Origin of the sequence: Pseudomonas sp. Sample_24 (genome assembly GCF_004307605.1) — a bacterium.
Taxonomy (GTDB): Bacteria; Pseudomonadota; Gammaproteobacteria; order Pseudomonadales; family Pseudomonadaceae; genus Aquipseudomonas.
In genome coordinates this window covers 17,378-41,198 of sequence record NZ_RCNW01000468.1, presented here as the reverse complement: position 1 = coordinate 41,198, position 23,821 = coordinate 17,378, and the positions used below count along the sequence as shown (strand labels likewise).

Annotated in this window: 17 protein-coding genes and 2 pseudogenes; 7 read left to right on the top strand and 12 right to left on the bottom strand. The window is 56.9% G+C overall.

The window, feature by feature from the left end; genetic code table 11:
- Window positions 1-178 precede the first annotated feature (178 nt).
- On the top strand, window positions 179-3,076 hold the full coding sequence (locus D8V06_RS26905; protein WP_130905072.1) for an EAL domain-containing protein: 2,898 nt from the start codon (window positions 179-181) through the stop codon (window positions 3,074-3,076).
- 99 nt (window positions 3,077-3,175) lie between these two features.
- Here the strand turns inward: D8V06_RS26905 and D8V06_RS26900 are convergent, their stop codons facing one another.
- Window positions 3,176-3,622, bottom strand: a complete 447-nt coding sequence (locus D8V06_RS26900) for a hypothetical protein (RefSeq protein ID WP_130932151.1) — start codon at window positions 3,620-3,622, stop codon at window positions 3,176-3,178.
- Window positions 3,623-3,910: 288 nt separating this feature from the next.
- Between D8V06_RS26900 and D8V06_RS26895 the strand changes: the two genes are divergently transcribed.
- Entirely contained in the window at window positions 3,911-4,405 is a 495-nt protein-coding gene (locus D8V06_RS26895) for a cupin domain-containing protein (protein ID WP_056856802.1), read from the top strand.
- Between the two features lie 58 nt (window positions 4,406-4,463).
- Here the strand turns inward: D8V06_RS26895 and D8V06_RS26890 are convergent, their stop codons facing one another.
- Both D8V06_RS26890 and D8V06_RS26885 read right to left on the bottom strand, forming a co-directional pair.
- On the bottom strand, window positions 4,464-7,046 hold the full coding sequence (locus tag D8V06_RS26890; protein ID WP_130932150.1) for an EAL domain-containing protein: 2,583 nt from the start codon (window positions 7,044-7,046) through the stop codon (window positions 4,464-4,466).
- Window positions 7,047-7,393: 347 nt separating this feature from the next.
- Window positions 7,394-8,296: a universal stress protein gene (locus D8V06_RS26885; protein ID WP_056856800.1), complete on the bottom strand. Its 903-nt coding sequence runs from the start codon at window positions 8,294-8,296 to the stop codon at window positions 7,394-7,396.
- A gap of 386 nt (window positions 8,297-8,682) precedes the next feature.
- Here D8V06_RS26885 and D8V06_RS26880 point away from each other — a divergent pair, with 386 nt between their 5' ends.
- The gene (locus tag D8V06_RS26880; protein WP_056856799.1) at window positions 8,683-9,648 is read left to right on the top strand and encodes a TerC family protein; all 966 of its coding nucleotides are present in this window, start codon (window positions 8,683-8,685) and stop codon (window positions 9,646-9,648) included.
- A gap of 56 nt (window positions 9,649-9,704) precedes the next feature.
- Here D8V06_RS26880 and D8V06_RS26875 read toward each other — a convergent pair whose 3' ends face one another.
- Window positions 9,705-10,073 carry an SH3 domain-containing protein gene (locus D8V06_RS26875; protein WP_130905069.1) on the bottom strand — a complete coding sequence of 123 codons (369 nt, stop codon included), beginning with the start codon at window positions 10,071-10,073 and terminating at the stop codon, window positions 9,705-9,707.
- Window positions 10,074-10,446: 373 nt separating this feature from the next.
- Between D8V06_RS26875 and D8V06_RS26870 the strand changes: the two genes are divergently transcribed.
- Window positions 10,447-12,348 carry a potassium transporter Kup gene (locus D8V06_RS26870; RefSeq protein WP_130932149.1) on the top strand — a complete coding sequence of 634 codons (1,902 nt, stop codon included), beginning with the start codon at window positions 10,447-10,449 and terminating at the stop codon, window positions 12,346-12,348.
- Between the two features lie 76 nt (window positions 12,349-12,424).
- Here D8V06_RS26870 and D8V06_RS26865 read toward each other — a convergent pair whose 3' ends face one another.
- Window positions 12,425-12,865: a hotdog fold domain-containing protein gene (locus D8V06_RS26865; protein ID WP_130905067.1), complete on the bottom strand. Its 441-nt coding sequence runs from the start codon at window positions 12,863-12,865 to the stop codon at window positions 12,425-12,427.
- A 134-nt stretch (window positions 12,866-12,999) separates the two neighbouring features.
- On the opposite strand from D8V06_RS26865, the gene D8V06_RS26860 reads away from it, so the two are divergent.
- A complete protein-coding gene (locus D8V06_RS26860) occupies window positions 13,000-13,617 on the top strand; it encodes a TetR/AcrR family transcriptional regulator (RefSeq protein WP_130905066.1) in 618 nt (205 codons plus the stop codon).
- 131 nt (window positions 13,618-13,748) lie between these two features.
- Here D8V06_RS26860 and D8V06_RS26855 read toward each other — a convergent pair whose 3' ends face one another.
- From D8V06_RS26855 to D8V06_RS26845, 3 genes are all read right to left on the bottom strand, one after another.
- Window positions 13,749-14,948 (bottom strand): MFS transporter, encoded by a 1,200-nt coding sequence (locus D8V06_RS26855; protein ID WP_130905065.1) that lies wholly within the window; start codon window positions 14,946-14,948, stop codon window positions 13,749-13,751.
- 86 nt (window positions 14,949-15,034) lie between these two features.
- Window positions 15,035-16,057, bottom strand: coding sequence for an alpha/beta hydrolase (locus D8V06_RS26850; protein ID WP_130932148.1), 1,023 nt, complete (start codon window positions 16,055-16,057; stop codon window positions 15,035-15,037).
- A 53-nt stretch (window positions 16,058-16,110) separates the two neighbouring features.
- On the bottom strand, window positions 16,111-17,160 hold the full coding sequence (locus D8V06_RS26845) for an NAD(P)-dependent alcohol dehydrogenase (protein ID WP_130905063.1): 1,050 nt from the start codon (window positions 17,158-17,160) through the stop codon (window positions 16,111-16,113).
- Window positions 17,161-17,325: 165 nt separating this feature from the next.
- Between D8V06_RS26845 and D8V06_RS26840 the strand changes: the two genes are divergently transcribed.
- Window positions 17,326-18,243, top strand: a complete 918-nt coding sequence (locus D8V06_RS26840) for an AraC family transcriptional regulator (protein WP_130932147.1) — start codon at window positions 17,326-17,328, stop codon at window positions 18,241-18,243.
- A 42-nt stretch (window positions 18,244-18,285) separates the two neighbouring features.
- Here D8V06_RS26840 and D8V06_RS30955 read toward each other — a convergent pair.
- The 4 genes and pseudogenes from D8V06_RS30955 to D8V06_RS26820 all read right to left on the bottom strand — a co-directional run bounded on the left by D8V06_RS30955 (window position 18,286) and on the right by D8V06_RS26820 (window position 21,923).
- Window positions 18,286-18,497, bottom strand: a pseudogene (locus D8V06_RS30955) (hypothetical protein).
- Window positions 18,498-18,507: 10 nt separating this feature from the next.
- Window positions 18,508-18,651 (bottom strand): annotated as a pseudogene (locus tag D8V06_RS26830) (AraC family transcriptional regulator); the annotation flags it as partial.
- Between the two features lie 110 nt (window positions 18,652-18,761).
- A complete protein-coding gene (locus D8V06_RS26825; protein ID WP_241667869.1) occupies window positions 18,762-19,925 on the bottom strand; it encodes a serine hydrolase in 1,164 nt (387 codons plus the stop codon).
- Window positions 19,926-20,105: 180 nt separating this feature from the next.
- Entirely contained in the window at window positions 20,106-21,923 is a 1,818-nt protein-coding gene (locus D8V06_RS26820; protein ID WP_347237905.1) for a DUF1302 domain-containing protein, read from the bottom strand.
- Between the two features lie 343 nt (window positions 21,924-22,266).
- Here D8V06_RS26820 and D8V06_RS26815 point away from each other — a divergent pair, with 343 nt between their 5' ends.
- A complete protein-coding gene (locus D8V06_RS26815; protein WP_130932144.1) occupies window positions 22,267-23,814 on the top strand; it encodes an AMP-binding protein in 1,548 nt (515 codons plus the stop codon).
- Window positions 23,815-23,821: the final 7 nt, after the last annotated feature.

Here is a 23,821-nt window from a genome sequence, read left to right as displayed (position 1 = left end):
GTTGCGTCGCACGGTTGTTCTGTTCAACAAATCGCGAATAACTGGCTGCCCGTCTCACGGTCGTCATTCAAACCAATAAAGTTGTTGAAAAAAAACACTGTAAGCTTTAAATGGGAAGATAACTGGCACTTTGCTAGCAGTTGGTCAGTATCGCCAGTTTTTGGCTCAGGGAGCGCTGATGAGTTTTGCCGGATTGACCGACTCCCCACGGCAATCGTTCGATTGCGAAACAGCTTCACCTCAATCAAACGACAATCCGGATCGGGTCGGTATGGCCGGCATTGGCCGTGACGACTCGCTTGAGCAGTTGCTCGGCCCGGCGTGTAACTGGAGCCACACCACCGCATGGGTGTTTTACCGCGCCGGTGAACAGCTGCATTGGGTCGGCCAAGGCAACCCGCAGCAGCAGTGGCCCTCAAACATCGAGCATCAAGCGTTTGAAGCCTTTTGCCAGGCCCGGCAGTTGCATTGCTGGCCGACCGGTAGAGGCGAAAGTGTGTTGGGCTGGCTACTTGCGCCGCAAACCGAGGCCGCGGATCCGGCACTCGCCGAGTTTGCCCTGCGTCTGGGCGTTCAGCTACAGACCAACACCCTTGCCCGTGCGCAGATTACTCAGCGTGTGTTGTATGAAATCACCTACCTGGCCAGTTCAACCCGCGACCGTTCCGTGTTTCTGGTGGGGGTGCACAAACTGCTGGCCAGTCTGATCGACGCCGAGAACTTCTATCTCGCGTTGTATGACCCGCACAGTGGCAAGATCGATTATCCGTATTACGTCGACATCATCGATGTTGATGCCGTGGAGTCTTCGCACTACGAATACCTTGATCCCGCGCGCCTGTCGTTGACCGGCCAAGTGTTGACCTCTGGCCAGCCATTGCTGATCGACGCCGCCGGGATCCTCGCGGCTCAGTCCGAAAAGCGTTTCTACTGTGTGGGTGATCGTCCCGAGTTCTGGATGGGCGCACCGTTGAAAAACGCCTCGGATGACGTGTTCGGCATGCTGGCGATGCAGGTCTACGATGTCTCCCGCATCTACAGCGCTGAAGATCGCGCGCTGTTTCTGGTGGTGGCGCGACACGTGGCGATGGCACTGGACCGGATTCTGCACCGCGAGGACCTGGAGCAGACGGTGATGCGCCGTACCCTGGAGCTTTCGGCGCTCAACGACGCCTTGCGCCAGGAAGTGGCGGAACGCGAGCGCGCCGAGCATCTACAGAGCGCATTGTTCCAGATCGCCGAACTGTCGAGCCAGCCAGGCGACATGGCTGAGTTGTTCCAAACCCTGCATGGCATCGTCGGTGACCTGCTGTTCGCGCAGAATTTCTATATTGCGCTGTTCGACGACGCCACCAGCGAAGTGACCTTTCCCTATTATGTGGATGAACGGCAGACCATTTGCCCGGCGGCACGGCGAGGTCGCCGGGGCCTCACCGAGTATGTGATTCGCCAACGTCGGCCTTGCCTGATTGACGTCGGCGAGGCTGAACGACTGGCCGAAAACGGTGAAATCGAATTGGCCCGGGAGTCCGTCCGGTCCTATTCCTGGCTGGGCATTCCATTGTTCGATGGCGACGTCGTGCGCGGCGTGCTGGCGGTGCAAAGCTATACCTCGCAAGTGTGCTACACGCTGCGCGACCAGGAACTGCTGACGTTCGTGTCGCGACACATCGACACGGCGTTGTCGCGCCGCACCGCCGCCGAAGCGATCCATGCCGCCAACCTCAAACTCGAAGCCCGGGTGCAGAACCGCACCCGCGAGCTCGATCATGCCAATGCCAAACTGCAACACGAAAACTCCCACGATGCGCTGACCGGGCTTCCGAATCGCACCTACCTGCAACAGCGCCTCAATCTGGCCTGGTCGCGGTTCGGCAGCGAAGGCGGACACCTGGCGGTGATGTTCATCGATCTCGACCGCTTCAAGATGGTCAACGACAGTCTCGGCCATCATTTTGGCGACTTGCTGTTGATGCAAGCCGCTCACCGTCTGCGCGGCTGCCTGCGCGAAACCGACATGCTGGCGCGTCTGGGCGGCGATGAGTTTTCGGTGCTCGCGCCCGAGGCGTCGCTGGACGCGGTGATTGAAATCGCCGAGCGGATTCTGCTGGCGTTTGACTTGCCGTTTTTCATCAATGGCCATGAAGTTTTTTCGTCCTGCAGTATCGGAATTGTCAGCGCCGACAAGCAGTACCACAACGAGCCAGCCGACTTGCTGCGCGATGCCGATGCGGCGATGTACCGGGTCAAGAGTGCCGGGCGTGACAGCTACGCGGTGTTCAACCAGGAAGTGCGCCGCGAAGTGTCGGACCAGATGGAGCGGGAAGGGGCCTTGCGCAACGCCCTCAAGCGTACCGACGAATTGCTCCCGTATTTCCAGCCGATTGTCAGCGTCGAAAGCGGCGAACTGCTGGCCCTTGAGGCGCTGATCCGCTGGCATCAGCCGGGCGGCCGGGTGATCGCACCGGGCGAGTTCTTGCCGGATGTAGAAGGGTTGCGCCTGATCGGCCGACTGGACCTGTACATGCTGGCCAGCATCGCCGCGATCCTTGCCCGGCCCGAGCATGCCAACTGGCCTGCGGTGCACGTCAATTGCTCCAGCTACAGCATGACGCGCCCGGATTTCGCCAATGATGTACTTGCCCTGTTGGCGCTGCACGGGGTCTCACCTTCACGGATCTGCCTGGAGTTGACCGAGGGGGCGTTGGTGGCTGAGCCGGCGATTGCCCAACAGACCATGCAGCAATTGGCCGACAACGGCATGTCGGTGGTGCTCGATGACTTCGGTGCAGGTTTTTCATCCCTGAGCTACGTGCATCAGTACCAATTCAGCGGCTTGAAAATCGACAAGTCGTTCATCCTTGAGCTGACCACCAGCCCGCGCAGTCGTGCAATCGTTCGGGCCATCGTGCGCATGGCCGAATCGCTGGGCCTGAGCGTGGTGGCCGAAGGCGTCGAGGATCAAGCCACGTTGGATCTGCTGCGCGAAATAGGCGCGGGGCAGGCCCAGGGGTATTACTTCGCCAAGCCGATGGGGCTGGAGACGTTGTTGTCGAGTGCTTTGATCGGTCGTTGATGACTACGCTGCCGTGTCAATCCTTGTGGAAGCACGCACGAAAAAGCCCGGCTGATCAGGCCGGGCTTTTCGAGGTGTTGCGGGGAAGCGATTCAACTTTCAGGCAACGGTGTTGCCTTGCAGGCGGTCGGAACCATCGGCAGCGACTTCATTGCCTTTCAGGCGGTCGGAGCCATCGGCAGCGACTTCGTTGCCTTTCAGGCGGTCGGAACCATCGGCAGCGACTTCATTGCCTTTCAGGCGGTCGGAGCCATCGGCAGCGACTTCGTTGCCTTTCAGGCGGTCGGAACCATCGGCGGCGACGGTGTTGCCTTGCAGGCGGTCGGAACCGTCAGCGGCGACTTCATTACCTTTCAAACGATCCGAACCATCAGCCGCTACAGCATTGCGTTTTTCCAGCAGGCGATCAGCGCCACCTTCAGCCACACGGCTTTCGATCAGACGATCCGAGCCGCCTTCAGCGACGACGGGTTGAACAGAAGTCGCGGCAAAAGCGTTGATTGCGAAAACCGAGAAAGCGATGCTGAGGATGGTTTGGCGTTTCATGATCGTGTGCTCCGGGGGTGTATTTGGTTGGTATGGAGCCAATGTTACGCCGCGGATTTTTTAAGAGAACTTCATTGCCGTGATGGTGAACATCGACAGTATTGATAGGGCGTACGGCGTGACTACGCTGAGCATGATGATGAGGCGCGCCCTGGCAAACGCGGTTTCGTCGGCACATTGATTACATCGTGGATCATCTGTATTGCGCGGCCGCGCCATTATCAGCAATGCCAATCACGAATAGAGTCAGCCCGTCGATATGTCCACTGCATCGCCAAGGTGTCTCTCATGATTCAGAGCATTCTCAAAACGGCTTCTCTGGCGGCACTTTTTGTCGCAAGCGCAGGCGCGCCTTTTATTCAGGCACAACCATTGCCACTCGATAAAGTGGCTGCGTTACACAATGAAGAGGTGGAATGGCGCAGTTTTCCCGCATTCCCGAAAGAAGTGAAACTCGCTGTCGTGGCTGGCGACCCCAGTAAGCCGGCACCTTACGTGGTGCGAGTCAAAGTGCCGAATGGCACCCGGTTGATGCCCCATACCCATCCTGAAGATCGTATCTATACCGTCATGTCAGGGGTGTTCTATATCGGCTTTGGCACTGTTTTTGATCCGGACAAACTGGTTGCTTATGGCCCCGGAAGCGTCGTGATATTGCCGGCCAATACGCCGCACTTTCATTGGGCGAAGTCAGGAGAGTACATCTCGCAGGTTTACGGCACGGGGCCGCTGGGGCTTGAATACATCGATAGCCATGATGATCCACGCAAGGCAGAAAAATGAGCAAGCCCTGAGCACGACGAACCCTGAAGGAGCGAGCTCGCCGACGCAGGGCCGCGCTTCAAACCCTGCTCGGGGAGCCTGTACTTTTTCTGGCCTTCACCAACACGTTGAAGTCGTCGGCTTCAAGAGGCCGACTCAGAAAAAAGCCCTGGCCTTCATCGCACGATACCGCTTTGAGCAACTTCAAGTGCTCGGCGGTTTCTATCCCTTCTGCCGTCACGGTGAGCGATAAGGCGCGGCCCAATCCCACGATCGCCTGGATGATGGACTGATCATCTGTTTCTACCAGTTTGCTCAGAAAACTGCGGTCTATCTTCAGGCCGTCGAAGGGGAATGTGCGCAAATAACTCAGTGATGAATAACCCGTGCCGAAGTCGTCCATGGCTATTCGCACGCCCAGGCGCTTCAATGTACGCATGAGTTCCAGTGCGCCGGTGGCATCTTCGAGCATGACGTTTTCAGTGATCTCCAACTCCACCCGGGTAGGGTCGATTGCGGAGTCGTGCAGCGCTTTCTGCACGCGTTCCACCAAGTTGCCTCGCTTGAATTCGCTAGGTGAAAGGTTGACCGATACAAACAAATGTTCCGGCCACCCTGCGGCGCAACGGCAGGCCGTGTCGATGACCCAGTCGCTCAAGGAAAGAATCAGCCCGGACTCTTCAGCAATGAGAATAAAAGTATCCGGCGCTATCAAACCGCGCTCAGGGTGTTGCCACCGTACCAGCGCTTCGGCGCCGACCATCTCTCCGTCCGAGATCCGATAGCGCGGCTGGAAATGCAGTCGAAGTTCTCCATTCCTGATCGCGAAGCGCAGATCACTTTCCAGACGACGCCGCTCAATAATTCTGGCGTTCATGTCTCCCGCATAAAAACGCCAGGTGTTACGTCCCCCGGCCTTTGCTTCGTATAACGCGATATCGGCATAACGTAGCAACTCGCTCGCCTCGCATGCGTCGTTGGGTGCCATGGCGATGCCAATACTGGCGCTGACAAACACTTCTTGTTCACTGACCTCTATCGGTTGCTCGACGGACTCGATCAGACGGCGACAAAGGGTCTCGACTTCCTCCTGGGACCCGACATCGGTGAGTATCAGAACAAACTCGTCCCCACCAATTCGGGCGACAAGGTCTCCGTGGCGAACGCATTCTGCCAAGCGGCTCGAGACCTGATTGAGCACCAGATCGCCTGCTGCATGTCCTAGCAGGTCATTGACCGGTTTGAATCGATCAAGGTCCAGGCTGAGCATGACCAAGGGTTGTTCCACCGTCGGCACAGCTTTGAGTTTGCCATCCAGAAACTCTTGGAGACGGGTCCTGTTGGGCAGGCCGGTCAGGGCGTCATGCTGTGAGAGGAATTCGATTCGACGGCGAGCTTTGACTTCCTCCGTAACGTCGGTTGCCGTTCCCCGGAATCCTCCTCCCGCCATTGCTCGCGCTGATAGACGGGTGATTCGTTCCTGGCCGTTTGTATCCAGGTAACGACACTGCACACTGATGTCCGGCCGACGATTCGGAATACTGAGCCACTGAGAGGCCGTGCCTAGCTCAGTGCGCAACAGATCATCCATTGCCGCACCAGTCCATGCCTCCCGGGAAAGGCCTGTGACCTCTTCAAACCGCTCTGACAGATAAGTGAAGTGCCAGCCACCGTCCATTTCCCAGACCCAGTCCGAGCTGGCCTCAACGACATCGCGAAAGCGCGCCTCACTGGTGGCGAGGTCGGCCTGACTGCATTGCAGCGATAAATAGCTGGCATCAAGTGCCTGCGCAGCGGCGGTGGTTCGACGCAAGATAACCCACGTCATCAGGCACACCAACAGCGCAGCGATCCCCACAAGGGGCAGCCCGAGCGCGAGCAATTGCAGACCTGGCCTGTGCGGGCTCCAGTGCAGACTGCCTGCGGCACCGGTTTCACCCAAGGGGTACACAGATTGCGAGTGAATATCATCGGCAGTGGCCAAGTGCAGGCCTTCCACTCCGAAGTCCCGACCCATCGCTGCAAGTTTGGCGCTGTCCAACGGATCCACGAAAATCAGCACCGACGCCGATCTGTCATCAGTTTTAACCGTCGGATCGGTTCCCGGGGTAATCGCTGCTGCAGCGATCAGGGCGGGTATCCCTCCGATATTGACGAACGTAGTGGTAGGCGTTTCGGATTCGGCTCCCTCGCGGGCCTTGTCGAGAATTGCGTCGATGGACTGCTCGAGCCATTGTTCTGCTTCAACTGACACCTTCTCCCCGTCGACCACGGAATAAACGGTGCGATTGAGATCATTGACGACAAACAAGCCGCGAAATCCGAAGTCCGTGTAAAGAGTGGTGCCGATATTTTGTCGTACGTACGCCCAGTCGGTGTCTACTTCAGTGTGCAAGTGCTTGTAAGCATCGCCCCAGAATGCGTAATCCTTGACGGTAGAGCGCAGCGAATTTTCCAACGATTGCACGGCCTTCCTGGTGTAGAACGCACTCTTGACTTCCTCCGCTCCATCCAGTTTTTGCGCAAGATAAACAAGCGAGCCGCACGCGAGCAAAAACACGCCTGCCAAAAGACCAACAAACTTGAACAGCGAAGCGCGGGTCAGGGCCACGCTTGAACGATTGGTTGGGGAACAAGAAATAGTGGGGAGATCGTTAGGCATAAATTCCCGGCAGTCGGTGAGAACAACTCATTTGCACACCAACTTATCGGCAGTGGACGCTAAAAGGTGAGTTGCCGTACGTCGCCAAACGACCGGCCGAGTCTGCCGAAGCGACGCAGGTTCCTGGTTATCGACGCTCACAGCGATGCAGCGCCAGGGCGTAAACCAGAGGCGCGAATTGTCCGCACGCCGCGCTATCGCTGGCCCATCTCCCGACTCAGCAGCGGCCGCTGAAGGCTCGATCTGCGTGTCTTGCTGGAGACCGCCTAAGGGTCAGCTGAAGTCAGCAGCTTGGGTCAAAACCACATCGACACCAACAGCCGGCTGCGATAGTGGCGGTTTTTTCTTCAGGCATCCGTTTCTCCCTTGATGGCCAAAACGCTGCAAGGCACCTGATACAGAACATGCTCCGTGGTACTGCCAACCAGCTTGTCCACGCCTTTGTGATGGGTATTTCCCATCACGAAGACATCCGCTCGAGTATGAGTGGCAAAGTCGGCCATTGCTTTGGTTGGCGGTCCTGCAATGAAGTGTTGTCGCTCAGGTGGCACGCCGTGGCGCGCCGCCAAGGCAATGAAGCATTTTTCGAGTGACCGGCGCACGTCGTTGCTGAAGCCTGGCATCGTCACGGCGCCAGCGCCTGCATCAGAGAAATGTGTGTGTGTCAGTTCATAGGCATACAGCAGGTGCAATTCAGCATCACACTGCGTCGCCAATTCGTTCGCCGCCTGAATGACACTGTCGTTGATTCCGCTGATCTGACCCTCTGGATGCGATGGGTCAACCGCTGCCACAATTACCCGAGGAAGCGGACACCTGACTTCGCTGACCAGATGTATGGGCGTGGGACATTCGCGCAACAACTGCCAATCCAAAGGCGTGACGAATACGCGTTTGAGCGCCGATTCATGATGTACGTCCTTGATAGTCAGGTCCGGCTGCATTTCAGCCACATGCTCAAGGATCTGTTGCAGCGGGTCACGGGTCAATGCAACTTCGGTGGTCACATTGATGCCCTTCCTGCGCATGAGTCCGGCTTCATCCTCCAACCACTGCAGGTTTTCCTGCCGGCAACTCTCGCGAAGTTGTTCACTGTTGCTCATTAACCGCATAAGGTCGAAGTCTTCGATGAACACCGCGATGTGCAGCGCTGCGCCTGTGGCGTCGGCCAGTGCGATTGCCCGCTCCATCGCCGGCGAGTGACGCATGGTCGGACCTGCGATCAGAAAGAGTCGTTGATACTGCCTCATGTGACACCTCCAAACGTTCTGGGTTGTTGGCTAGCGCCCCCAGCACTTTCGCTTGTCCCACCATTGGCGATCTTTTATCGCCTCACTACCTGGATCGACACTATCAATATACGCCTGCATCAGCGGCTTGCCAGTTGCCAGGGCTGGTGAAGGATATAGCAGACCTTTTCATCACGACCGCGCAGTAAACGGGGCTGCTGGAACCGCGGGCCATGCCACCCGCCTTGACCATGGAGCACAGCCAATGCGATTGCCGGCAGTTCAGCACCTGAATCAACACTTCGTAAAAAACGAACTATTGGCAATGAATAAACGATTTTTGCTGATGTAACAGGCTCGTTAGCATGACTCCTCCAGCCTATTGCTGCTTCATGCGGAGACAGTCAATGACCGCCATCAGCGTCGGCCAACCCTGGATGTGGGCCGCCTTCATCGTATTCGTCCTTGCCATGCTGGCCCTCGATCTGTTCGTCTTCGGCGGGCGCAAGGCGCATCGTGTTTCGGTGCGCGAAGCGCTGGCCTGGGTTATCGCCTGGATCAGTCTGGCGCTGGTCTTCGCCGTCCTGCTCTGGTGGTATCTGCGCAGCATGTTCGGCGCCGAAATCGCCCAGCGTACAACGCTCGAATTCCTGACGGGCTACCTGATCGAGCAGTCGCTGTCGATCGACAACATGTTCGTTTTCGTGATGATCTTCGGCTACTTCGCCGTGCCGCCAGAGCTGCAACGCCGCGTCCTGCTCTATGGCGTGCTCGGCGCCATCATCATGCGCGCCGGTATGATTTTCGCCGGTGTCTGGCTGGTGCGGGAGTTTGCCTGGCTACTCTATGTCTTTGGTGCTTTCCTCATCATCACCGGCATCAAGATGCTGATCTTCGCCAACCAGCAGCCAGACCTCGAAAAGAACCCCTTGCTGCGCTGGCTGCGTAGCCATCTTCGCATCACCGATGGCTTTCATGGCGAGCGCTTCTTCGTACGCCAGAACGGCCTGCGCTGGGCGACGCCGATGTTCCTGGTGCTGGTACTGATCGAGGCCAGCGACCTGGTCTTCGCGGTCGATAGCATCCCGGCTATCTTCGCTGTCACCACCGACCCCTTCATCATATTCACCTCCAATATCTTCGCCATCATGGGCCTGCGCGCACTGTATTTTCTGCTTGCCGACCTGGCCTACCGCTTCCACTTGCTCAAATATGGCCTGGCCATCGTACTGGTGTTCATCGGCGGCAAGATGCTGGTCGCGCCGTGGTGGCACGTGCCGATCCAATGGTCGCTGGCGACCGTCGGCGGCATCATATTGGTTTCGGTCCTGTTGAGCCTGACTATGACGAAGAGCAAAACGCTGCTCGACTGACCGAGCGTTGTCGCGCAAGGCAGCGAGCCCGTGGCAGCGCTGCTGGAAGTGACACCTTATGGTGGGCCGGCGGCTTCGCGCAGATACCTGCCGTTTACCCAACCGGTAAACTTCTGCTTGAGGCCAGCCTCGATTTGGCACCAACGACTGGAACCCACCGGTTTGCAGCCCAGGTTGCGTACCCGGTCGCCGATCACTAGCGCGCCGACGATCTGCTTGCCGACACCGGGCTCGCTGCGCACGTTGAGAGTTTCGCCGCTTGAGAGGTTTGCGACGTCCCAATAATCGGGGCCACCGGAAAACCCGTCAGCGTAGTCGGTCGTGATGTCCGCCTTGGTTTGCCGGGGTTCCTGGTGAACACCTTGGGCAACCACGCAGGTCGCACCGAAGAGCGCCACAACCGCCATGAACCCGATAATTCGCATCCCCGTACTTCCTCATTTAGTTTGAGTGGACATCTGGTCTGTGGGGCAAGGGCAATCAGCGTACCGCGATCAACTGAAGAAATTAACCGGCCTAGCCACTGCATGGATTTCCTCGACGCGGCGTGACATCTGCCATTGAGAAAATGAACCCTACGCGATGGTTTCGTTCCGCGAACCGGGAGCGCATAAAGCCAGATTCCTGCTGTGGTGCTGCAACTTTTTTACGCTTTCTTTACGGTCAGCATTTCTGCCCGCAACGATACTGGCGGCGTTTTTTATAACGTCCATGAGCCTGGCTTTTTCAAGGGCCGTGGAAAAGTCTATTGCCCAAGGATGGCGTGCAGTTATTCCCTGTTAACTGAGAGATGCCGCCTTGAGTGAAACAGCGACCCTTGCACACGAAAACTCTTCAACCAAAACGTCAGGCGTGGGCATGCTCGTCGCTGCTGTCGGCGTCGTTTACGGAGACATCGGCACCAGCCCCCTTTATACGCTTAAGGAAGTGTTTTCCGGTCACTATGGTGTTCAGGTCAATCACGACGGCGTGCTAGGCATTCTGTCGTTGATCTTTTGGTCGCTGATCTGGGTCGTCTCGATCAAATACGTGTTATTCATTCTGCGAGCAAACAACCAGGGCGAAGGCGGCATTATGGCGTTGACCGCCTTGGCTCGCCGTGCGGCAGCGCCGATTCCGCGCATGAGTAAGGTGCTGGTTCTGCTCGGTCTGTTCGGGGCAGCACTGTTTTACGGGGATAGCATGATTACCCCGGCAATTTCGGTGCTTTCTGCGGTTGAGGGGCTTCAGCTGGCGTTTGACGGAATAGAGCACTGGGTGGTGCCCTTGTCGGTGATCGTGCTGGTGGCACTGTTCCTGATCCAGAAGCATGGAACGGCGCGTATCGGCATCCTCTTTGGCCCAGTGATGGTGCTGTGGTTTGTGGTGTTGGGTGCACTTGGAATCTACGGGATTTTGCAACGCCCGGAAGTGCTACAAGCCCTCAATCCTGCTTGGGGCGTGCAGTTTTTCATGGTTCACCCAGGCATCGGCGTTGCGATTTTGGGTGCCGTGGTGCTGGCTTTGACCGGTGCAGAGGCACTGTATGCCGACATGGGTCACTTTGGCCGCAAGCCGATTTCCCGTGCCTGGTTCCTTCTGGTGTTGCCAGGGCTGGTGCTCAATTATTTTGGCCAGGGTGCCCTGATCCTTGAGAGTCCGGAAGCTGTACGCAATCCGTTCTATCTGCTCGCGCCGAGCTGGGCACTCCTGCCGATGGTGGCGCTTTCCACACTGGCGACCATTATCGCTTCTCAAGCCGTGATCTCCGGTGCTTTCTCCCTGACGCGCCAGGCCATCCAGCTAGGCTACGTCCCTCGGATGTTTATCCAGCACACCTCAAGCCAGGAGCAGGGGCAGATCTACATCGGTACGGTTAACTGGGCGTTGATGGTTGGTGTGGTGCTGCTGGTGATCGGTTTCGAGTCGTCCAGTGCATTGGCAGCTGCCTATGGGGTCGCTGTGACGGGCACCATGTTGATCACCACCATTCTGTCTTCGGCTGTCGTGCTGCTCCTCTGGAAAACGCCACGTTGGCTGGCCATCCCGATGCTGCTCGGCTTTCTGCTGGTCGATAGCCTGTACTTCGCGGCCAATGCGCCGAAAATATTCCAGGGGGGCGCGTTCCCGGTCATTGCCGGTATCGGCCTGTTCATCTTGATGACCACTTGGAAGCGGGGGCGAAAGATCATCGTCGAGCGTCTGGACGAGACCGCGCTACCTCTGCCGTTGTTTATCAGCAGCATCCGTTCACAGCCTCCGCATCGGGTGCAAGGCACCGCGGTTTTTCTGACGGCCAGGGCCGATGCGGTTCCCCATGCACTCTTGCACAACCTGCTGCATAACCAAGTGCTGCACGAGCAGGTGGTGTTGCTCACCGTAGTGTCCGAAGACAGCCCTCGGGTACCCGCTGATCGACGCGTTGAGGTAGAAGCCTATGGCGAAGGGTTCTTCCGTGTCAGTCTCCACTTCGGTTTTATGGAAGAGCCTGATGTACCCTTGGCCTTAAGTCTCTGTCACTTGAATGAGCTGGATTTCAGCCCGATGCGCACGACCTATTTCCTCAGCCGGGAGACGGTGATCCCCACCAAGCGCATTGGTATGGCGCGCTGGAGAGAGAGCCTGTTCGCGTTTCTGTTGAAGAACGCCAACAGCAATTTGAAGTATTTCAAATTGCCACTGAACAGAGTGATTGAATTGGGGACTCAGGTAGAAATGTGAGGGAAGGGCAGCAGGTGTTCGGATTTACTGCTAGTGCATTTGACCATAGCTGCCCATCGCGAACGGCAGCTACAGCTTAGACGATTTTTACATTCATCGTGATTGTGGCAGTGAAAACCTTCACGCCGCCCTCGTCGAAGATATCAACCGGGACGAACTTGTCGCCGGCGGTTTCCCAATCAATACCACTGCCATCAGCAACCGCGCGAATGCTAGATTTTGCTTTTGCCAGATATTCAACAGTCATTCCTTTCGGAATCCATTTGGCGCCTGAAGGAATCGAAGCGTCAGTCATCATTCCGCCCGCTAGCTCGGCTGCGTTGCACAGGGCAATCGCGTGCACAGACGCCAGATGGTTGGTGATTTCCTTGCGAAACGGCACGCTGACGACTGCATGGCCTGGGCTTAGCTCAGAAATTTCAGGGGCGATCGTGCTGAAGTAAGGCGCCATCTGGCAGGCCATATTGCTGAACGCGGCAGGGCCTACGCTATTGAACATGCTTAGAGCTTGGCTCATGAGATACCTCATTGGTCAGGTTGCAGAATAAAATTCTGTAACGGAACAATATTCTGTATTTCTGAGGTCTGTCAAGCTGCGCTTTCTCTGCGGGGCGTCCAACCTATAAACTAAGTTTATTTGGCGTTTCTCTTATGCATTCCATTGATCTAATCGAGCGTATCTATCCCGGAAGGCGCAGTGAGCTCAAACGCACCATCATGCGTCAAGCGCTTGCTTGCTTTAACGAGGTAGGAATCGAGGCCACAAACATTGAGACAATTCGGGCTCAATGCGAAACGAGCGTGGGGGCTATCTACCATCACTTCGGCAATAAAGAAGGTCTAGTGGCAGCTCTTTTTTTCGCTGCTTTAGAAGATCAAGCAGCGCTCCGGGATAGCTTTTTAAAAGACGCGCAGACGGCTCAAACTGGTGTCGCGGCACTGATTTATAGCTACGTTGAATGGGTGGATGAGCAACCGGATTGGGCTCGCTTTATGTTCCAAAGTCGCTATGCGGTTTCAAGCGGGCCTTTCAAAGACGAATTGCTCGAACGCAATAAACAACGCAACAAGCAACTGCTGGACTGGATGAGTATCGAGGGCCGAAAAGAGCAGTTCAGTCACCTTCCCACAGAGCTTATACCGTCTCTCATCATCGGATCGACGGAAAGCTATTCACGTGCCTGGCTTTCCGGGAGGGTCAAAAAAAGTCCGAAAGCGTACCGCGATTTTCTTGCGAAGGCTGCGTGGAGCTCGATTATGCAAGGCTGATGTACGGGTTACAGCCTTACTCCGGATGAAGATCAAATCATCGACAGCGCACGCTGACAGTCACGTCCAACCTCCGAGCGTATGCTCAACCGAAACCACAAGACATGCGTTGGCGTGTCTTGTGGTTGTTTTCAAGCAATGTTCGCCAATGCAGAAGACTCCCGCGTTGCTGCGCGTGCAGCCAGGAAGGCAAGAACGGCTGCCACGCCCAGCAAGGCTGCGCTCAACTCGAAGGTCGCTCGATAGCCGCTAAAGTCAAAGACCAGCCCGCCAACGGTTGCCCCAGAGGCGATTGCCAGTTGGATGATCGCCACCATTAATCCGCCTCCCGCTTCAGCTGAGTCTGGCAGCGTTCTCGCCAGCCATGTCCACCATCCCACGGGCGCTGCAGTCGCAACCAGTCCCCATGCGCCAAGCAAGACGGTCGTGGTGGTCGCCGAGCTACCCAATGAAACAAGCGCCAGTGCAATCATCGCCATCAAGATCGGGATGACGATGAGGGTTCGATGCAGGTTATTTTTCAAGAACGCTTCAATCAGGAAGGTTCCGGCAAGGCCCGCCAGACCCAGCACGAGCAACATCAGCGACAGCATGGAGACACTGACATGAGTGACCGTTTCAAGGAATGGGCGCAAATAGGTAAACAGCATGAACTGGCCCATGAAAAACACACTGACCGCCACCATACCTAACGCGACCGGTACGTTTTTCATCAACCTGAAGACGTTGCCAGCGCCTGAATCGCTGTGCGATTTCATTGCCGGAAGGCTTAACAACAGCCAGACACAGGCGACTATCGCGACTGGGATGACGCACAAAAATGCACCGCGCCAGCCAATCAAGGCGCCGAGAAAACTGCCCAATGGTGCTGCTATCACAGTCGCCAAAGCGTTGCCGCCGTTGACGATTGCCATGGCACGAGTGATCTGGTCATCAGGCACCAAGCGCATGGCGGTTGCCGCCGACAATGACCAGAAGCCACCTATCGCAACACCGATCAGCGCGCGCCCGATCATGAACACCCAGTAGTTCGGGGCGAACGCGACAACTGTCCCAGAAAGGATCATAAGCAGTGTCAGCGAAATGAGCAGCGGTTTGCGGTCGACCCGCGCAGCCACCGACGCGATCAGAAGACTGGTGAACAAGGCAAACAGTCCCGATACGGAGATTCCTTGGCCGGCTTGCCCCTCGGTGATGTGCAGATCTAAGGCAATCGGTGTAAGCAGGCTGACGGGCATGAACTCCGATGCCACTAGCACGAAGGCGGCAAGAGACATGGCGAATACGGCGCCCCATGATTTATGGGGCACTGGGAGGGAGTGATCAGTCATTGTTTGAATCCTGTATTGCGCGAAGCGTCGTTGCCCCGAAGACGAGGCTACGAGAGAGGCGATGCCCGGCCAGGGCACCGATCAGGCTACTTCAGGTTGCTTTTGAAGAAGGTGGTCAACTTGGCGAATGGAATGAGGTTGACCCGGTCGTAGAGATCGACGTGATTGGCGCCAGGGATGATGAACAGTTCTTTAGGCTCCGCTGCACGCTTGTAGGCATCTTCACTGTATTCACGGGAGTGAGCCTCGGAGCCGGTGATAAACAGAAGCGGACGTGGCGAAATGGTCTCGATGTCTTCGAACGGGTAGAAATTGTAGAACTTCGCATTGGTGGTCAGCGTCGGCATGGTGGAAGTCTGCGGCGTTGCACCGGCAGGGGTTACTTCGCCGCGAGGTGTGCGATAGAAATCCACAAACTCATCGCCGATGGCGTTTCCGGTCAGTTTCAGCGGAGCTCCTGAAGTGTATCTAGTCGGGCCGCCAGTGAACTCCACATAACGCTGTTCTGCTGCCTCTGCCAATGCTTGGCGCTTCTGCTCCGGAGTCGTCGAATTATCAAGCCCTTTGCGGTATAGGTCACCATGGTTATACATGCTGACCGTGGCAATTGCTTTTAGGCGAGGGTCAATTTTGGCTGCACTGATTACAAAGGCACCACTGCCACAGATGCCAATGATGCCGATGCGCTCACGATTAACGAAAGACCGCGTGCCCAGGAAGTCCACGGCAGCGCTGAAGTCCTCAGCATAGATGTCGGGTGATACTGCCTGGCGTGGCAGGCCTTCGCTTTCACCCCAGAAAGACAGATCAATCGCAAGAGTTACAAAACCTTGTTCGGCGAGTTTTTGAGCGTAGAGGCTAGAACTTTGCTCTTTGACGGCGCCCATTGGGTGTCCAACGATGATCGCGGGGCTCTTGGCCTTGGGGTCAATTCCCTTGGGTATGTAGAGGTTACCAACCACGTTCATCTTGTATTGGTTCTTGAAGGTCACCTTTTCAGCGGTCACCTTATCGCTCTTGTAGAAGTTGTCAGCACCGTTAGACATATCAGCTCCCATTGATGAGAAAGAGGCGATTAGCAGCCACAGGGCGAGAAAGAATCTGTTCATCCGATATTTCTTCCTTTTGGATTGTGTCCGTTTGCGTTCTAGGATCAGAGCGTTCAACCAACCAATGTGGAGTTGTCGATCACGAAGCGATACTTGACGTCACCTTTGAGCATTCGCTCGTAGGATTCATTTATCTGGTCTGCTCGAACCAGTTCGATGTCGGCTACGATGTTGTGCTCGGCGCAGAAATCCAGCATCTCCTGTGTTTCAGGTATACCTCCAATCATCGAGCCGGCAATGGTTCGGCGCTTCATGATCAGGTTGAACACGTTGGGTGACGGATGCGGCGAGGCCGGCGCGCCGACTAGCGTCAGCGCACCATCGCGCTTGAGCAGAACCAAAAAAGCATCAAGATCGTTTGGGGCTGCGACGGTGTTGAGAATGAAGTCGAAACTCTTGGTATGTGCAGCCATTTCTTCAGGGTTGCGCGATACAACGATCTCATCGGCGCCTAACTCCTTTGCTGCTTCGCGCTTGGATTCAGAGGTGGTGAACGCCACGACGTGGGCGCCCATCGCATGAGCCAGTTTGATACCCATGTGGCCCAGGCCACCGATTCCGACCACACCAATTTTTTTTCCCGGGCCGGCGTTCCAGTGACGCAGAGGAGAGTAGGTGGTGATGCCCGCGCACAGCAGAGGGGCGACGGCAGCTAGTTGAGCCTCGGGATGTCGAATGCGCAACACGAAGCGCTCATGCACCACGATATTTTGCGAGTAGCCGCCCAACGTCCAGCCAGGTGCATCCGGTGTCGGGAAGTTGTAGGTGCCAACCATCTCATCGCAATAGTTTTCCAGGCCGGTGTCACAGTCATCACAGTGCTTACAGCTGTCGACAACGCAGCCGACACCAACCAGGTCGCCGACTTTGAAATCCGCTACATGTGCACCCACCGCCGATACGCGACCGACAATTTCGTGCCCAGGTACACAAGGAAATTGCGTGCCTGCCCACTCAGCGCGCACTTGGTGCAAATCCGAATGGCAGATGCCACAGAAGGCGATATCGATCTGAACATCATGGGCTGCCGGTTCGCGGCGGTTGATCTGCAACGGCTCAAGGGGTTTGTCGCCAGCGTGAGCGCCATAGGCTTGTACAAGCATGGGAGAGACCTCAAAGGATTTGTCGGATGGACATTTTCCCGGTCTACCAATGCTCTCTGTAGTGCATTCCGCTTGATTACTTGCCTGATTCTATGAGTCTCTGTTTTTTGGCAGGACGGACAGGTGCTGGCGAGTTAGAGTTCAGTGAAGAGGTACAAGACGAACATGACGATCAAATACGACCGCGCTCCTCAACAGACATCGCCACAAGAAAGGCTTGCGCAGTTCATCGCCGCGCAGATCTCGAAACCAGGGGATTACGGAACGGCCATTACAGGTCTCGGCTTCTTCAGGCGCGAACATCCAGCACCGCCCATCGTCTGCATGGTTGAGCCAAGCATCATCCTCATCGCCCGGGGCGAGAAACAGCTGTGGGTAGGTGGCGAGGGCTACCTTTATGACACATCGCGGTTTCTGATTACCTCATTGGACTTGCCTGCCAATTCAGAAGTGCTGACGGCAAGTCCGGAACAACCGTGCTTAGGGCTGACGTTGAAACTCGATCTGCGCATGCTGGCTGAGTTGATAGCGCAAAGTGACCTGCCACCAACCCGTGATCGATCCGTTGCGAAGGGGGTAGGAATTGGTTCAGTGTCCCCTGCGATACTGGCCTCATTCGAGCGCTTATTGGCACTGCTCGAAGAGCCGGAGTCCATCCCTGTTCTCGCCCCCTTGATCCAACGCGAGATTCACTACCGTCTCTTGCAGAGTGATCAGGCGAGCCGGCTTCGACAAATAACTTCGGTCGATGGCCAAGGTTATCGGATCGCGAAAGCCATCGATTGGCTGAAGTTAAATTACACCTCGGTGCTTCGCGTCGATGAACTTGCGGCCCGTGTGCAGATGAGTGCGCCGACCTTTCACCACCACTTCCGCCAACTCACCGCAATGAGCCCCTTGCAGTACCAAAAGTGGCTGCGACTGAATGAGGCAAGGCGATTGATGCTCAATGAGCACCAGGATGTATCCGGTGCGGCCTTCAAGGTCGGATATGAAAGCCCCTCTCAGTTCAGCCGGGAATACAGCCGTCTGTTTGGTGTACCCCCTAAGAGGGATATTGCGATGCTACGAGGTCAGGGGTAGGGGGGCGAAACTCCTGCTATTTGCCCTCACGGGCGATCGGTGTCATTCGCGCGTCATGAGCACCGCAAGCGTCATGTTGATGAACTCTTCATTGTGTCCAAAGCACCGCGCACGTTACCGGCGACCTCCGCTGAGCCATGCTGCTCAACCCAAAGCGTTAGTTCCATGATCGCGGCTTCGAGGGCGAGTTGGTTCTGATTAACAATAAAGGGGACGGATCTATTTTTTTGATCTGAACAATAAAGGGGACGGATCTATTTTTTTGATCTGCGCTTCCTGGGCCAGGGCTTCTACATCCAGATGCTCGTGGTAACAGCTGTGGATTTTGTGAATGGCGCGCGTCACCTTACCGAATTGGCCCTGCGGGGCGATGGCGGCGCGTAGGGTGCCGCCTTGTTCGCCGGTGAGGAAGAAGAAAGGTGACGGATTCATTTGCCCTGGTTATCACTAAACCCGCAACCGGGCAATGGCTACCTGCCGAAAAAGCAACTCCCCAACCCATCATCCATACCCGGATTTCAGTCCCTCAACTGCGCCAATACCGCATTGACCATGTTGTTGAACGTAACCGGTGAATCGATCACCCGGGCAGCAACCTTTGCTTCGCCATCGGCACTGGTGGCACGCCTGGCTTGGTCGGCGGTGGAGGACAATTTTACGATGACGACCTCGCGCTTCGGGTTGATGTAGATTTTTTGTCCAAAACGTCCACTGGCCTCCACCGATCCTTCACCATCATTTCGCTGAAACCAATAGTTGCGGTAGGCGTAGCCAGGCCGGCCTGGGGCGAGGTTGCCTTGAGCGAAAATCGTTGGGTCACCCGGCTGGAAAGTACTGCGCACGGCCTGGTTGAAACTGTCGCTGCTCGGCGTTCGGGCCAGCTCTCGGCGTACCAGTTCGGCGAAGCGCGCAGTATCGCGAAGGTTACTGCTGATCCCGCCGCTGGCCATCTCGGTGCCCAGTTCGTCGATCTGGACATAGGCATCTTCCTCGGCGAAGCGCGACCAGATGCGTTGCTCGACCAGTTGCGCCCAATTCAATCCGGATATACGCCGCAGGGCCCAGGCCATCGCCTCGGGCGAACCGTTCTGGTAAAAAAATCTACCTTCGCCAGGGGCCATTTGCGCGATTTTCAGAAAGGCATAGATATCGCCGGGCATCGTTGCGTTACGCGGGATCAACCCGGTCGCGGCGAACAGGCCGAGGTCAGGTGGCACCGCTTCGGGGTATGCCACGGCTACCTGCATATCAAGGTTGGCCTGTACCGTGGCCTCGCCGAATGGCGTACCGCTCAATTCAGGGACATAACTGGCCAGTTTCGCCAGGGGGTCGAGCGTGCCTTCGGCGATGAACTGTGCCGCTAAAAGGCCGGTGACCGATTTGGTCATCGATGCCCAGATGTGTGGCTGGCCGGGTTCGAATCCTTCAAGGTAACGCTCAAAGATTACGTTGCCGCGCTGTAGCACGATCAGCCCATCGGTCGAGGTATCTTGCAGGTAACGGGCGAGTGTCAGGTCCTCTTCGCCGGCCTTGAAAGTGACCTGGTCGAGATCGCGCGTTGCAGCGTCGAGCAACGACAGGGGGTGGGCAGCACGACCGATGTTGCGCGTCGCGGACACTTCACGGGCGTGACGCATTGACCAGCGCAGGAAGGGCGGTTGGAAGGCGTTGACTTTGTTCACACGAAACTCCAGTGCAGGTGGAAAACCTTGCATGACGCCGTTATCGGTCGGGCCATTTGCCGCGAGGGCCGGACAGGTTGCACTGCTGAGAAGAAGCGCTACCCCCAGTACGAGATTGGCTGTGGACTTGGCAGATGCGGGCCGGGTGGGACATTTGGGCATTGTGGTTATCCTTTATGCTTAGAAGGTGGCACCGACACCGATCGAAACGAAGTCGCGATCGCCACGCGTACCGTAGGTGCCATCGATGTAATCGGTGTAAGACAGGCTCATCGAATACTTGCTCATGAACGTAGCGTCCAGGCCGAGGCTGACGGAGCGCGAACCTTCGTTGAAGGCCGAGCCGTCACCTGGCGAGTAACCCTTTACGTCATGCGACCAGGACAGGTTGGGTCGCAGGTCCAGCCCCTGCATCACGCCCGAATAACTCCAGGTCGCCCGCATCCGATACCCCCAGGAAAACGGTGTGACGAAGCCTTCATCGTTGCAATATTCAGGGCTGTTCGAGATCGACAGGCAGACGTTGTTGTCTATCAGCTCGCCATTGTTATAGGCCCCGGAGCGGCCATAGCGTGGTCCGTTATTCCCCTCAAGGCCGCCGACATAGGTGGCGCCGATCTCACCGACCAGCAGCACTTGATTGGCGCCCATGACCTGGCCGAAAGAGTGCATCGCCGAGACCTGCGCCTGGGTGACTTCCTTGCGCCGATAGCCATTGAACAATGTCGAGTCGGTGGTTGGTCGCTGCCCGGGTTCGGACAAAGGGCTGCGACCGTTGGCGTTAAGCAGCGACTGCAGCACATCAGTGCCATTGAGTTGCACGGGCATATTCGGGCGATAGCTCAGCTCGCCCTGAAGCGCCGTGCCGGTGCGCAGGGTGGTGGAAAATGTCGCGCCGTACAGGCGGATATCCTCAGGGTATTGTGCGAGATACTGGGAAGTGCCCATGCGCAACGCGCCTGCCAGGGACTGGCCTGAACTGGAAGCCAGAAAGGCGCCGCAGCCGGCCGATGACACCCCAAGGTTGCTGCACAGCTGGGGAGCGAAACCGGTATTGCTGTAATAGGGGCTGCTGACCGTTCCCAGATAAGGCGATCGGCTGTGATAGTTGGCGGCGTAAACACCGAACTCGGCATCCAGCGGCGTGACGTACCAGCGAATCGACAAGCCCCATTGGCCGCTGTCGCGAGCATCCTGATCACCCGCTCGAGGGATGCGTACACCTTCCTCGTTCATGACCACGCCGAATGGCCCGAGGCCTCGATTTGCCGCTGAGAGATTGACCTGCCGACCGCCGACGTCAAGGCTCTCGCAACCTTCGGGTATGAAATCATTGCCCGAAAAGAATGTGCCGCAGTTGTCCAGTTGCGTCTGTTCCCAGTCCAATTGATAGAAGGCGTCAAAGGACAATGCTTCGTTGATGTTCTGTGTCACGTACAGCAAGTTGACCGGCACCAGCGCGTCCTTGACCTCCGAACCTGGTCGGCGCAGCGCGGCCTGGTTAAAGGGGTTCACGACGTTCAAACCGCCCTGGATAAAAATGCTCTCGCCCCAGTTCACCACTTGTTTACCCAAGCGTGCCGAGCCTGGCTCACCGTTTATGTCGTAGAAGTAATAGGCGAATGCATCGAGCAGCTGGGAGCCTGCGGTCTTTGCCGATGTCTTGCGATTGTTGTCGTCGATGTTCTTGAAGCGTTGGTTGTGATCGCGCTGCGCCGTGTCGTACCAGTAGGTTCCGCGCACGAATATGCCCAGGTTGTCGAGTTTGAGTTCCAGGTCATGGGTGCCTTTGAATATCGTCGAGAACACATCCCCGGATCGATAATTACGCCGCCCGTCATTGCCGTTGGCGGCCGCCACCTGCAGCTTGTCCGGATTGGCTGTGCTGACGCCGACACCTAATGCCAGTGCCGAATCGAATTGGCCTTCAATTTCACCGAGTTCAAATTGCATGGCATCAACGGGTGCGACGAGAAGACTGCACGACAGTAGTAGCAGTGATGAGCGAAACCGGTGGGCAAGGATAGCGTTCACTCTTAACCTCTTATTGTGCTTATTAGAGAGTGAGGGGGTGGGACAACTGAACGAACATCCGGGCTATTGACTGCCGTTGGCTGGTTCGTTGTCGGTCGCGAGGGATAATAGGTAGGCGGCGGATCCGCTCACAAATAGCGTCTTTGGATTGTTGCCATAACACTTTGGCATGGCTGACGCGGGCGTTTGAGACGACAAGTAGAGCCAGCTAAAACCGCTATACCCGGCATCAAGAACTGATATTACGTTTGCCGTTGCGCCGCTGTTTAGGATCGTTCCGGTCTTAACTGTCGACGAGAACAACAACGTGAACCTTGGAAAAATAATCAGTCGAAGTGCCAAGTATTGGCCTGAGCGAATGGCCGTCATTGATGTCAACACGCGAGTGACCTTCGCTCAGCTTGAACAGCGTACAAACCAGCTTGCCTCGGCATTACTGGGCCAGGGCATCACCCTTGGCGAGCACGTCGCCATCCTCGCCGAGAACCGGGTTGAACTGGTCGAAGCCGAAGTCGCGTTCTATAAGGCCGGCCTGGTGAAGGTGCCCGTCAATGCGCGCCTGTCACTGGACGAGGTCATCCAGATCATCAACGACTCTTGCAGCGTCGCGCTGATCACCACGCCTGTATTTGCCCAGGCCTTGACTGCCCGCCGGGCTCAGGTCCCCGCGTTGCGTCTGATCGTGGCGCTGGGAGATGAGGGCGGTGATGTCGCCTACTCGGCACTGCTGAGCCAAGGCGACAATAAACCGGTCAGTTGCGACCCGTCGGACGACGCCCTGGCCGTGTTGCATTACACCTCCGGCAGCTCCGGTGTGCTGAAGGCCGCCATGCTCAGCGTCGGTAATCGCAAGGCGCTGATCCGCAAGAGCATCGCCAGCCCCACCCGGCGTGCCGCGCCGGGCGATGTCATGGCCCACGTCGGGCCGATCACCCATGCCAGCGGTATGCAGTTGATGCCGTTGCTGGCGGTTGGCGCCTGCAACCTGTTGCTGGAACGCTACGACGATCAACTGCTGCTCGAAAGCATTCAGCGTGAACGCGTCACCCGGTTATTCCTGGTGCCCGCGATGATCAACCGAATAGTGAATTTCCCGGGCGTGGAGCGCTACGACCTCAGCAGCCTGAGCCTGGTCATGTACGGCGCTGCACCGATGGCGCCTTCTCTGGTCAAGCGCGCCATCGAAGTGTTCGGGCCGATCCTGGCACAAGGTTATGGTGCCGGCGAAACCTGTTCGCTGGTCACGGTACTGACCGAGCAGGACCACCTGTGCGAAAACGGCGACTATCGACGCCTCGCCTCCTGCGGGCGCTGTTACTTCGAGACCGACCTGCGGGTGGTCAACGAGGACTTCCAGGATGTGAAGCCGGGCGAAATCGGCGAGATCGTGGTCAAGGGACCGGACATCATGCAGGGCTACTGGCGCGCGCCAGAGCTCACCGCCGAGGTCATGCGCGATGGTTACTACCTCAGTGGCGACCTGGCGACGGTGGATGATCAGGGTTATGTGTTCATCGTCGACCGCAAGAAGGAAATGATCATTTCCGGGGGCTTCAACATTTATCCGACGGAAGTCGAACAGGTGCTCTACAACTTGCCTCAAGTCTTCGAGGCGGCGGTCGTCGGCGTGCCGGACGAGCAGTGGGGCGAGTCGGTGCGAGCCGTCATCGTACTCAAGCCGGGCACCGCACTCAGTGAGCTCGAGGTTATCGAACACTGCGCGCGAAACCTGGCCGGGTTCAAGAAACCCCGTGCTGTGGATTTTGTCAGCGAACTACCGAAGAACCCCAACGGCAAAGTGGTTCGCCGTCTTATTCGCGATGCCTACTGGCAAAACTGCGACCGCCGCATCTGAGGAGGAG